Annotated in this window: 10 protein-coding genes and 1 pseudogene; 6 read left to right on the plus strand and 5 right to left on the minus strand. The window is 68.6% G+C overall.

Annotated features, from left to right (window positions below; all coding sequences use genetic code 11):
- A partial coding sequence (locus ACFDSW_RS10725; RefSeq protein WP_375250284.1) for an argininosuccinate synthase occupies positions 1 to 957 on the plus strand: 957 nt, incomplete at its 5' end.
- Positions 958 to 1,031: 74 nt separating this feature from the next.
- Here ACFDSW_RS10725 and ACFDSW_RS10730 read toward each other — a convergent pair.
- On the minus strand, positions 1,032 to 3,440 hold the full coding sequence (locus tag ACFDSW_RS10730; protein ID WP_375250285.1) for a hypothetical protein: 2,409 nt from the start codon (positions 3,438 to 3,440) through the stop codon (positions 1,032 to 1,034).
- Between the two features lie 197 nt (positions 3,441 to 3,637).
- Between ACFDSW_RS10730 and ACFDSW_RS10735 the strand changes: the two genes are divergently transcribed.
- Genes ACFDSW_RS10735 through ACFDSW_RS10745 form a run of 3 tightly spaced genes read left to right on the plus strand, consistent with a single transcriptional unit; the run spans position 3,638 to position 8,728 of the window.
- Positions 3,638 to 5,149 carry an NAD(P)/FAD-dependent oxidoreductase gene (locus tag ACFDSW_RS10735; protein ID WP_375250286.1) on the plus strand — a complete coding sequence of 504 codons (1,512 nt, stop codon included), beginning with the start codon at positions 3,638 to 3,640 and terminating at the stop codon, positions 5,147 to 5,149.
- Positions 5,150 to 5,176: 27 nt separating this feature from the next.
- Positions 5,177 to 6,985: a hypothetical protein gene (locus ACFDSW_RS10740; RefSeq protein WP_375250287.1), complete on the plus strand. Its 1,809-nt coding sequence runs from the start codon at positions 5,177 to 5,179 to the stop codon at positions 6,983 to 6,985.
- 27 nt (positions 6,986 to 7,012) lie between these two features.
- Positions 7,013 to 8,728, plus strand: a complete 1,716-nt coding sequence (locus ACFDSW_RS10745) for a hypothetical protein (protein ID WP_375250288.1) — start codon at positions 7,013 to 7,015, stop codon at positions 8,726 to 8,728.
- Positions 8,729 to 8,749: 21 nt separating this feature from the next.
- Here ACFDSW_RS10745 and ACFDSW_RS10750 read toward each other — a convergent pair whose 3' ends face one another.
- From ACFDSW_RS10750 to ACFDSW_RS10765, 4 genes are all read right to left on the minus strand, one after another.
- Positions 8,750 to 9,880 carry a GNAT family N-acetyltransferase gene (locus ACFDSW_RS10750; protein ID WP_375250289.1) on the minus strand — a complete coding sequence of 377 codons (1,131 nt, stop codon included), beginning with the start codon at positions 9,878 to 9,880 and terminating at the stop codon, positions 8,750 to 8,752.
- Positions 9,881 to 9,980: 100 nt separating this feature from the next.
- Positions 9,981 to 10,451, minus strand: coding sequence for a RidA family protein (locus ACFDSW_RS10755; RefSeq protein ID WP_375250290.1), 471 nt, complete (start codon positions 10,449 to 10,451; stop codon positions 9,981 to 9,983).
- Between the two features lie 31 nt (positions 10,452 to 10,482).
- Complete coding sequence (locus ACFDSW_RS10760; RefSeq protein WP_375250291.1) at positions 10,483 to 11,112, minus strand: HAD family hydrolase; 630 nt, start codon at positions 11,110 to 11,112, stop codon at positions 10,483 to 10,485.
- Entirely contained in the window at positions 11,109 to 11,399 is a 291-nt protein-coding gene (locus ACFDSW_RS10765; RefSeq protein WP_375250292.1) for a DUF3572 family protein, read from the minus strand. Before ACFDSW_RS10765 ends, ACFDSW_RS10760 begins: the two co-directional genes overlap by 4 nt.
- A gap of 34 nt (positions 11,400 to 11,433) precedes the next feature.
- Here ACFDSW_RS10765 and ACFDSW_RS10770 point away from each other — a divergent pair, with 34 nt between their 5' ends.
- Complete coding sequence (locus ACFDSW_RS10770) at positions 11,434 to 11,796, plus strand: response regulator (protein ID WP_375250293.1); 363 nt, start codon at positions 11,434 to 11,436, stop codon at positions 11,794 to 11,796.
- Between the two features lie 169 nt (positions 11,797 to 11,965).
- Positions 11,966 to 12,222 (plus strand): annotated as a pseudogene (locus tag ACFDSW_RS10775) (dipeptidyl carboxypeptidase II); the annotation flags it as partial.

The following is a 12,222-nucleotide window of genomic DNA, read 5'->3' on the forward strand; positions in this document are numbered from 1 at the left end:
GAGGGGCTGTATCTGCTCGGCACCTCGATCGCGCGGCCGCTGATCGCCAAGCGCCAGATCGAGATCGCCAAGCTGGTCGGTGCCGATGCGGTGTCGCACGGCGCGACCGGCAAGGGCAACGATCAGGTGCGGTTCGAACTGGGCTATTACGCGCTCAATCCGGACATCAAGGTGATCGCGCCGTGGCGCGAATGGGATCTCACCAGCCGCAGCCGGCTGATCGAATTCGCCGAATCGCACCAGATTCCGGTCAGCAAGGACAAGCGCGGCGAAGCGCCCTTCTCCACCGACGCCAACCTGCTGCACACCTCGTCCGAGGGCAAGGTGCTGGAGGATCCGTGGGACGAGGTGCCCGATTACGTCTATTCGCGCACCGTCAATCCGGAAGACGCGCCCGACAGCCCCGAGACGATCACGATCGATTTCGAGCGTGGTGACGGCGTCGCGCTGAACGGCGAGGCCTGCTCCCCCGCGACGTTGCTGGCGAAGCTCAACGATCTGGGCCGGAAGCACGGCATCGGCCGGCTGGACCTGGTCGAGAACCGCTTCGTCGGCATGAAGAGCCGTGGCATGTATGAAACCCCCGGTGGCACCATCTACGCGCTGGCGCATCGCGGGATCGAACAGATCACCCTCGATCGCGGCGCGGCGCATCTGAAGGACGAACTGGCGCCGCGCTATGCCGAGCTGGTCTACAACGGCTTCTGGTTCTCCCCCGAGCGCGAGATGCTGCAGGCGGCGGTCGACCATAGCCAGGAGAAGGTGACCGGCACCGTCCGGCTGAAGCTGTACAAGGGCAATGTCATCGTCACCGGCCGCAAGTCGCCCCATTCGCTGTACAGCGAGAAGGTGGTGACCTTCGAGGACGATCAGGGCGCCTATGATCAGCGCGACGCGGCGGGCTTCATCAAGCTCAACGCGCTGCGGCTGCGGCTGCTGGGGCGGCGCGACCGTTAAGAGATCGGTCGGAGCGCCTGTCGCTGGCCCCCGCCCAGGCGGGGGCCACGCCGGCCGGGGGCGCCGCCGATCGCTTATTTCACCTTCTTCGTCGCGGCCATCACCTTCACCACGTCGTCCGGCGCGTCGAACAGCTTCAGGTACAGCGCGCCGTTCACCGGGCGCGGCACCGGCAGGGTGGCGCCGACGAAGCCGGTCGGCACCGCCTCCGGCTTGGCGAAGGTTTCGTCCGCCGCCACCGCCGCGATCAGATAAAGATCCTCGCCGCTCAACGTGCATCCGGTGGCGGTGCAGGCGATCCCCGAGAGCGACGGTAGCCGCACGACGCGCGCCAGCGGCTGCCATTCGCCGGTCAGGTCCCCCTGCAGCAGGCGCATCTTGATCGCACCCACCGCCGCCGCGCCGAGCGCGGTGCGTGGGGTCAGCGATCCGATCGCGATGTCGCCGCCGAGCAATTGCAGCGTGCCCGCGGCGACCGACAATTTGGTGCTGGCGGCATCGTCGGCGGTTGCCACCTCGATCGCATCTGCGTTGCTCAGCCGCGTGTTCACCGCGCGCACCGAGAAGGTCAGCCTGGTGTCAGGGGCCAGCGCATTGTCGGGCAGCGCAAGCGGCAGGCGCCCCTCCGCCGCGACACTGTCGACGTGGCGGCTGATCAACTCGACGCGCGGGCGCGGCGGCGTGATCGTCGCGCGCACCGTCACCGTGCGTCCGTCGTGTAGCTGCACCTTCGCGTCGCTGGTGCCCAGCGCGACGGTCTCGGTCGCGCCCTCGGTCGTCAGCACCAGTCGGTCGCCACCGCCGGGATCACGCGACAGCGCGCCAGGCATGAAGGTCAGGCCGGCCACGTCGAGCCGCTCGACCTGGTCGAGGCGGGCGCCGACCAGCCGTCCCTCCTTGTCCCCGGTATAGAGCGTGAAGCCCTCCAGCCGGCTCGCCTCGCTCTGCCCCTTCAGCGTCAGTTGCGCGGGGGTGGTGTTGCCGTAATGCGCGATCAACAGCGATAGCTCGCCGGGGCGCGTCCGTGCCAGCGGCAGCGTCGCGGTGATGGCGTCAGGGCCATCGGCCTTCCATTCGACTGGCCGGGCCGCGCCACCGCGATCGCGCAGGCTGACCTGTTCGACGCAGGCGGCGGCGCCGCCCTGCAGCGTCAACGGCGTGTCTCGGCCGACCACCACCGCATTGTCCGGCTTGGGTGCCCAGCTCGCGGGGGCGCCGTTCTGCACCGCGAAGCGGGGGCCGGTGAATTCGTTGAAGCCCCACCGCCCGATCAGCACCGCATCGTTCACCGCGCTCTGGCCGAGGGTCGCGGCATCGACCGCCACCGACAGCCCGCCACGCTCCGCGTCGGCGCGGACGGGCAGGTCGACGACCCGGCCGTCCGCCAGCGTGACGCGCAACGACAGGCCGCGCGCATAGCCGGTGGCGAACACCAGCGGCGCGTCGTCAAGCGGCAGGACGAGGCCGGGCTGGCTGAGGCAGGCGGGTTGCTTCAGCGCGGAGCGTAGCACCGGGGGGGCGCCGGCATTGATCGGCGGCAGCGGCGCGACCAGCACCGACTTGGGATTCTGGAACGACGGCGGGGTGTTGAGCTGCAACCGGATCGTATCGCCGCCGCTCACCGCCAGCGCGGGGGCATATTGATAGTCGGCGCTGCGAAACACGCCGAACAGCCGCGCGAAATCGCGCGCCAGTGAGATGTACGGGCTGTAGATCCCTGCGCCCGCCTCCTTGGTGGCGGCCAGGCTGTAGGCGAATTGCGTCGTCGTGCCGCCGATCGTCTCGACCAGCGAGGTACTGCCGCCGGTCTGCAGCACCAGCCCGTCGCGGTTCTGCGTCAGGCAGGCCGCCTGCAACGCGCGGGCACGCGCCAGGCATTCGGCGTTGAGCCGGATGCCGAGCGATCCCGCCAGCGCGGTCGAGACCGCGCCGAGCCGGTCGGGCGCTGCTTCCTCCACCCGCGCGATCCCGGCGACGAACGCTTCCAGTCGCGTCCGATCGAGCGAAGCCTGGAACAGGTCCTGCGCCGCGCGCACGAACACGCCCGGGCGTCCGCGTACCGCCTTCACCACGGCGCCGAAATCGCCGCCGGTTTCCGGCGCCAGGAAGGCGATCGCCTGTTCCGCGCCATCGGGAATGGTGGCGGTGATGACGTTCTTCTTCGCGTCCCACGCATCGACGCGGTGAAACCAGTCCTTCGGCGGGGGATTGGTCGCGCCGCGCAGGAACGCCAGAACCAGCACGTAATGCGCCGATTGGTCGGCCGGCAGATCGGCCTTCAGCGACAGCACGTCGCCCGCGCGCAGCCCCGGCACCTGCGCCACCGGCAATGTCGTCTCGCCGCGCTTCACCGTCATCGATAACGAGGGGCCGGCGAGATCGAAGCTGGTGCTCTGTTGCGCGCGAACGGCGGCGGGCCAGATGACGACGGGGGCGAGCAGCGCGGCCGCCGCCGCCAACGACCGGAGGGGCGAGCGTGGCATCCCGCGCGCTATAGACCGGATCGCGCACCACTTTCCACTCCGTCCGCCGGGCAGCGAGGCGCTGTGTTGCGCTTTCGGGGTGCCGCGGGAGGGGCGGACGCCGGCCGTTAACTCCGTTTCAACCATCCTCCTGCATTTCCGGGGCCGAAGGGCGCGTGGCGCGCCGGAGGGTGTTGCAGATGGGGAATACGGGATCGATGGCCGCAGTGGACGTCGCGATCATCGGTGCGGGGCCCGCGGGTCTGACCGCCGGCTATCTGCTGACCAAGGCGGGCTATTCGGTCGCGATCATCGAAAAGGACGCCACTTATGTCGGCGGCATCAGCCGCACCGTAGAGCATGAGGGGTTCCGCTTCGATATCGGCGGTCACCGCTTCTTTTCGAAGTCGAAGGAAGTGGTCGATCTGTGGAACGAGCTGCTGCCGGATGATTTCATCGAGCGCCCGCGGATGAGCCGCATCTATTACGAAGGCAAATTCTACAGCTATCCGCTGCGCGCGTTCGAGGCGCTGGCCAATCTGGGCATCCTCCGCTCGATCTGGTGCATGGCGAGCTTCGCCAAGGCGAAGTTGCTGCCCAAGCGCGACATCAAGAGCTTCGAGGACTGGACCGTCAACGCTTTCGGGCGGAAACTATATGCCATCTTCTTCAAGACCTATACCGAGAAGGTATGGGGCATGCCGTGCGATCAGATGAGCGCGGACTGGGCGGCGCAGCGCATCAAGGGCCTGTCGCTGTGGGGCGCGGTAATCGACGGGCTGAAGCGCTCGCTGGGGCTCAACAAGCGCCCGAACGATGGCATGCAGACCAAGACGCTGCTGGAAAGCTTCCGCTATCCGCGCCTGGGGCCGGGCATGATGTGGGATGCAGCGCGCGACCGGATCGTGGAGCGCGGCGGGCAGGTGCTGATGGGACATGCGCTGCGCCAGCTGAGCTTCAACCAGACGACGCAGCGCTGGACGATCGCGGCCACGCATGACGGCGATGCCGTCACGCTCAACGCGGCGCATGTCATTTCGTCGGCGCCGATGCGCGAACTGGCGAGCCGCCTGCACCCGCTGCCGGCGACGCTGCCGGAAGCGGCGAACCTGAAGTATCGCGATTTCCTGACGGTCGCGCTGATGATCCGTTCGCCCGATCTGTTCCCCGACAATTGGATCTATATTCACGATCCGAAGGTGAAGGTGGGCCGTATCCAGAATTTCCGCAGCTGGTCCCCCGAAATGGTGCCCGACAGCGCGATCGCCTGCGTCGGACTGGAATATTTCTGCTTCGAGGGCGACGGCCTGTGGGCGTCGAGCGACGAGGAGCTGATTGCGTTGGCCACCACCGAAATGGCGGCGCTGGGGCTGTGCGACCCGGCGCAGGTCGAGGGCGGCGCGGTGGTGCGGCAGGAAAAGGCCTATCCCGTCTATGACGAGGATTATGCCCAGAATGTCGACATGCTGCGGCGTGAAATCGAGGGACGCTACCCGACGCTGCATTGCGTCGGTCGCAACGGCATGCACCGCTACAACAATCAGGATCACGCGATGATGACCGCGATGCTGACGGTGCGTAATATCGAGGCCGGAGCGCGGGTGTACGACATCTGGGCGGTGAACGAGGACGCCGAATATCACGAGAGCGGCAACGAGGGCGAGCAGGCCGCGCTGGGCAGCCTGCGCCAGGGTCCCGCGCGCCTCCCGGCGGCGCGCAGGGCGGCCTGACGCGCCACGATCGCCGGGTTCCGAACGATGACGACGCCGTCCGCGCGCAACTGGGGCGGAACGGACGGCCGGCTGTGGCCGGTGGTGCTGGCGGGCTGGCTGTTCGCGGCGCTGGTGCTGCTGATCACCAATGCCGGCGCGATCGCCGCGCGGCGCTTTCCCGACGCCGACGATGCGATGCGGCTGCTGCAGGTGCGCGACTGGCTGGCGGGGCAGGGCTGGTTCGATGTCGCGCAGCACCGGCTGAACCACGGCGACTTTCCGATGCACTGGTCGCGGCTGGTGGACGTGCCGATCGCCGCGACGATCCTGCTGTTACGCCCGTTGCTGGGCGCGGCGACGGCGGAGAGCGTTGCGCTGGTGGTGGTGCCATTGCTGACGCTGCTGCTGGCGATGGGGTTGATCGCGGCGATCACGCGCCGCGTGGCCGGTCCCGCGTCATTGCCGGCGGCGGTGGTGCTGGTGGCGCTGTCCGCCCCCGTGCTGGCGCAGATGCGGCCGTTGCGGATCGATCATCACGGCTGGCAGATCGTCCTCGCACTTGTCGCCCTGATGGCGCTGCTGGGGCGGCAGGATGCCCGCCGCGGCGCACTGCTCGGACTGGCGCTGGCGTCATTGCTGACGGTGTCGCTGGAAGTATTGCCGATCGCGGTGGCGATCGCCGCGGTCGCGGTGCTGGGTTGGGCATGGGACGGCCGGGAACGCCCGGGGGCGACCCCGTTCGTGCTGGCGTTCGGCGCGACGTTGCCGGGCGCGGCGGTGCTGCTGCACGGCGCGACGCGGGGCCCCGGCTTCGCGCTGATCGCCTGCGACGCGATGTCGCCGGTGTGGCTCGCGGCGCTCGGCTGCGCGGTCGCGGGTCTGGGGCTGGCGGTGGTGGTGGCCCGCTTCGGGCTGATCGCGCGGCTGATCGCTTTGGCTGCGGGGGGCGGCGCGGCGCTGATCGCGATCCGCTCGATCGCGCCCATCTGCCTCGCGGGGCCGTTCGCGACGCTGCCCGCGCCGGTCTATCGCTATTGGTATCTCACCGTCCTCGAAGGGCAGCCGCTATGGCTGCAAAGCCCCGCTTGGGCGGTGATCACGATCGGGCTGCCGGTCGTCGGCCTGTGCGGGGCGATCATCGCGTGGCGCGCGGCGGAGGGTGAGCCGCGCCGACGCTGGGCGCAACTGATCGCGGTGCAGGCGGCCGCGCTGGCGGTGGCGGTGATGGTCAACCGCGCCGGCGCGACCGCCAATGCCGTCGCGGTGCCCGGCGCGGCGGTGCTATTGTACGCGCTGCTGACTCGCGCGCGCCGCATCGAGGCGACCGTGCCGCGCGTCGCCGCGACCCTGGCGGCGTTGCTGTTCGCCTCCCCCGGACAGGTCGCCGGGATCGGCATGTTGCTGGTCTCGGCTGATCATTCGCCCGATCGACCGGCGGGTCGCTCGCGGCCGATCTGTCATGATACCGGGGAGATGGCGGCGCTCCGCGCGCTACCGCGCGGGACGGTGTTCGCGCCGATCGACGCGACGCCGTCACTGCTGGTGGCGACCCCGCATCGCGCGATCGCGGGTGGCTATCATCGCGGCGCCCTGGCGATGGAACGGGTGATGATCGCGTTCATGGCGTCGCCCGCGCATGCGCGGGGCATCGTGCTGGCGAGCGGCGCCGATTATCTGGCGGTCTGCCCGGGGATGAACGAACTGCATCTGTATCGCCGCGTCGCGCCGAACGGATTGTGGGCGCGGCTTGATCGCGGCGAGCCGGTCGCATGGCTGCGCCCGGTCGCGCTGCCCGGCCATGCCCTGGCGTGGCGCGTGATCCGCCCGGCGGATACCGCCGCCCCCTTGCCGTAGACCGCCGTGCGCCGGTAAGGCGCTGGGATGCAGGGGGATCGGCTTTACTGGTGGCAGACGCGATGGTTCGTCCTCGCGGCGGTGATCGTCGCGGCGATCCCGCTGATATGGCCGGCGATTCCGCCGATCGTCGATCTGCCGGGGCATATGGGGCGCTATCGCGTTCAGCTCGATCGCGACGTGTATCCGTGGCTGAACGACTGGTACAAATTCGAATGGTCGCTGATCGGTAATCTCGGCATCGACCTGCTGATCGAACCGCTCGCGCCGCTGATCGGGCTGGAGCCGGCGGTCAAGCTGATCGTGCTGTCGATCCCGATGCTCACCGTCGGCGGCCTGCTATGGATCGCGCACGAGGTGCACGGGCGCATCCCCGCCACCGCGCTGTTCGCGCTGCCGCTCGCCTATGGCTATCCCTTCCAGTTCGGGTTCGTGAATTTCGCGCTGTCGATGGGGCTGGCGCTGTGCCTGTTCGGGCTATGGCTGCGGATGGCGCGGCTGGGGCAGATCCGCTGGCGCGCGGTCGTCTTCGTGCCGCTGTCATGCCTGTTGTGGGTGTGCCACACGTTCGGCTGGGGGGTGCTGGGCGTGCTCGCCTTTTCCAGCGAGATGATCCGCCAGCACGACCATCGCAAGGATGCGGGCGGCGGCCATTGGTTCCAGAGCTGGGTTCGCGCCGGCGTCGGCTGCATCCCGCTGGCGCTGCCGATGGTGCTGATGGTGGCGTGGCGATCGGGCGCGGACGTGACCGGGCAGACCGCCGACTTCTTCTATTGGCGGACCAAGATCGCCTGGGTGCTGATGGCGCTGCGCGATCGCTGGCTGTGGTTCGACGTCGCCAGCATGGCGGTGATCTATCTGGTGCTGTTCAAGGCGCTGCGTGATCCGCGGATCGAATATTCGCGGCATCTGGGGCTGTCGGCGCTGATGATGCTGGCGGTGTATATCGTGCTGCCGCGGATCGTGTTCGGCTCCGCCTATGCCGATATGCGGATGGCGCCGTTCCTGATCGCGATCGCGGTGATCGCGATCCGGCCCAAGCCGGGGACGACCTTTCGCCACGCCGCGATCCTGGCCGCGCTCGGCCTGTCCTTCTATGCCGCGCGGCTGACCGCGACGACGATCAGCTATGCGCTGTTCGCGCGGGATTACGAGGAGGAACTGGCGGCGCTGCCGCATGTGCCGGTGGGCGCGCGGCTGATCAGCTTCGTCGGGCACAATTGTCATAACGCCTGGCGGATGTCGCGGCTGGAGCATCTGCCCGCGATCGCGCTGGAGCGGCGCATGGCCTATACCGACGATCAATGGTCGATGGCGGGCGCGCAATTGTTGACCGCGCGCTATACCGCCGCTGGCGGCTATGCGCACGATCCGACCCAGATCGTGACCGAGGTGAAATGCGCGCGCGAATGGTGGCGGCCGGTCAATTACGCGCTGGCGCGCTTCCCGCGCGATGCCTTCGACTATGTCTGGCTGATCCGTCCGCCGGCGTACAACCCGCGCTACACCGCCGGGCTGGTGCCGATCTGGCGCGCGCCGGGCGGCACGTCCGTGCTGTTCCGGATCGATCATTCGGTGCCCGCGCCCGAGGCCAGCGACGAGGAGCTTGGCGTGCCGAAGTGGCTGATCCTGCGGATGCAGCGCCGTCGCGCGCGGCTGGAGCGGGCGATGGCGCAGATCCGCGAGGAACGCGCCGAGCGCCGCGAACGGCTGGAGCGGCTGCGCGAGGAACAGGAACATTGAGCCGGCGGGCTGCCCGCGCCGCTACCCCCGTCTGAACGGGGTCATCGAAACCAGGACGTCCTGATCGGCCTCCACCGCAGCGCGCTCGCGGGTGAGAAAGTCGGCTACCGCGCGGCGGAAATGGGGGTCGGGGATATAATGGGCCGACCATGTCGGCACCGGGGCGTAACCGCGCGCCAGCTTGTGCTCGCCCTGCGCGCCCGCCTCCACCGTCGCCAGCCCGCGCGCGATCGCGGCGTCGATCGCCTGATAATAGCATAGTTCGAAATGCAGGAACGGCACCTCCTCGGTACAGCCCCAATAGCGGCCGTATAGCGCGTCCTCCCCGATCAGGTTGAGCGCCCCCGCGATCGGCTCGCCATCACGCTCGGCCAGGATCAGCAACAGCCTGTCGCCCAAAGCCGCGCCGAGCATCGGGAAGAACGCGCGCGTCAGATAGGGACGGCCCCATTTGCGGCTGCCGGTATCCTGATAGAAGATCCAGAAAGCATCCCATTCGCGCGCGCCGATCGCGTCACCCGTCAGGTGGCGGATCGTCAGCCCCTCCACCGCGGTGGCGCGCTCCTTGCGAATCGCCTTGCGCTTGCGACTGGCCAGCGCGCCCAGGAAATCGTCGAACGTGGCATAGCCCTCGTTCTTCCAGTGGAACTGCGTGCCTTCGCGAATCAGCCAGCCCGCCGCCTCGAACGCGGCGACCTGATCCGGCGCGACGAACGTGGCGTGCGCGGAGGACAGCTGGTGCTGATCGGTCACCGCCTCCAGCGCGGCGATCAACGCTGGCGCGGCGGCTGGGTCGCGCAGCAACAGCCGCGGGCCGGGCACGGGGGTGAAGGGCGCCGCGACCTGCAGTTTCGGATAATAAGAGCCGCCGGCCCGCTCCCACGCATCGGCCCAGGCGTGATCGAAAACATATTCGCCCTGGCTATGCGATTTCGCATAAGCGGGGGCGATCGCGGCGGGGCGGCCGTCGGCGCCGTCGACGATCACCGGGATCGACTGCCACCCGCTGCGACCTCCGACGCTGCCGGATTGCTCCAGCGCGGACAGGAAGGCGTGGCTGACGAAGGGATTGGCGGTGCCGGCGCACGCATCCCACTGGTCGGCGGGGACGGCGGCCACGCCATCGGCGATTCGCGCGGTAAGCGGGGTCATCGCCGCCTAAGGTAGGGATGCGGGAACGATCGTCCAAGCAGGTAAGGGGCGGGGCGGCGACGGCGCCGCGCCCGCCCGTGATAAACAGCCCCGCGAAAGCCTATAGCGCCGGCGCGACCTCGACGATCGCATCGACCTCCACCGCCGCGCCCAGCGGCAGCACCGCCACGCCGACGGCGGAGCGGGCGTGCTTGCCGGCATCGCCGAATAGCTTCACCATCAGCTCCGACGCGCCATTGGCGACCTTGGGCTGGTCGGTGAAATCGGCAGCGGAATTGACGAACACGCCCAGCTTCACGACGCGGGTGACCCGTTCCAGCGTGCCGCAATGCGCCTTGATCTGCGCCACCAGCATCAGCGCGCAGCGCTGCGCCGCGTCCTGGCCTTCTTCCAGCGAGACGTCGTCGCCCAGCCGCCCGGTGACCACCTTGCCGTCGCGGAACGGCAATTGGCCGGAGATGTGGAGCAGCCCCCCCGCCGCGACGACGGGAACATAGGCGGCAACGGGCGCGGCGGCCTGCGGCAGTTCGAGCCCCAGTTCCTGGAGCGCGCGATCGATACGGTCGGTCATGCGCGCTGCTTGCGGCGGTGCGCGAACGCGGTCAACCCTCCGCGACCTTTCCGTCGGCGAAGCGCGCCGCGATCCAGTCGCGCGCCGCCGGCCATTCATCGATCCGCGCGTGCGCGGCGGGCGCGGTCGGGACGCCGGGCGCAAGCTTCGGTTCCGATACCATGTGCAGCCGCCATACCTGTGGGGCATGATCCGCGACCGATTGGTGATGATGCGGCAGATCGTCGACGAAGACGGTGACCGGATCGCCATATTCCGCCACCAGCCTGGCCACCGGCGCGCCCTTGCCGCCCTGGTTGCATTCGACCCGATGCGCGATGTCGAAGGCGGCGAGCTGTTCGATGCGATGCGTGCGGCACTGATCCTCAAGATTGGTGAGGACGACGATATCCGCCTGCCCGGCCAGTGCGGCCAGTGCCTCGCGCGCCTGCGGCACCAGTGTCTGGCGATGCATCTCCGCCGGAAAGAAGCCGCCGAGGAAACCCGACATGTCTTCGCGGGTGAGCGGCGGCGCGTCGCCACGGCGTTTCATGCTGTTCGCCAGATCCCAGGTGCCGATCGTGAACTCGACGTCGTGCGCCTCGTCCAGCCAGTCCGCGAAGTGACGCACCATATGCAACAGCACCTCGTCACAGTCGCAGATCAGCAACGGGCGCGTCATGCCGCCTCCTCCAGTCGCGCACGCGCCGCCACCAGCGCGGCGGGGGTGCTGTCGATCGCGGCGGCACAGGCGACCAGATCGGGCTCATGCGCCTCCAGGAAGGCGAGCGTCGCCGCTAGCACCGACGCATCGCCGATCCGCGCGCGCAGGTCATCGGGCGTTAACCCTGTCAGCGCCATCATCCGTTCGGCGCGCGATGGCTCGCCAAGCGTCCAGACCAGCGCGTCGAGCGCGACGGTGGCGGCGTGCGATGGGCCGGTATCAGGATTTGTATCGGTTCGGCCCATTCTCTATCGTCGCCTCAGAGGAGATACGTGTCGCGTGGCAAAAAGGGTGCTCGTTGTCGAGGACAACGAACTCAATCTGAAGCTGTTCAGCGATCTGCTGCGCGCGCATGGCTTCGTCGTCGAGCCGGTGCGCGACGGCCGTGAGGCGGTCGCGCGCGCGCGCGAATTTCTGCCCGATCTGATCATCATGGACATCCAGATGCCGCATGTGACCGGCTATGAGCTGATCCTGGAGCTGAAGGCGGATGCGGCGCTCTCGGCCATTCCGGTCATGGCGGTGACCGCTTATGCCGGGCGTGAGGACGAGGAACGCATCCGCGCCGCGGGTGCCAACGCCTATGTCTCCAAACCGATCACATTGGCGCGCTTCATGGCCGCCGTCGGTGAGCTGGTCTGAGGCGGAGCGACGTTCGGCGCTCCCCTTTGCGCGAAGGCGTCGGAGAGCTTTTCCCCGGGGCGGGAAGGATGTGTCACCGACCGGCCATTCAGCCATATGACAGCCCTCTTGCCCTACCGTGGCGCGGGGTGCATTCGTTGCACACGAAACAATCTGTCGAGGAACCTGGATGCGTTCGCTGTACGCCGCCACCGCCGTGGCACTGATGACCACCACCGCCGCTCCCTTCGCCGCCGGGGCCCAGACACTGCCCGCGAGCAACCCCTTCGCTCAGCCGAGCACCTTGCCCTATCAGGCTCCCGCCTTCGACCGGATCAAGGACGCTGACTATCTGCCGGCGATCAAGGCGGGCATGGCGCAGCAGCGGCAGGAGATCGCCGCGATCACGCGCCAGCGGTCGATGCCGACGTTCGACAATACCATCGC

It is taken from the genome of Sphingomonas sp. (genome assembly GCF_042091075.1).
Taxonomy (GTDB): domain Bacteria; phylum Pseudomonadota; class Alphaproteobacteria; order Sphingomonadales; family Sphingomonadaceae; genus Sphingomonas.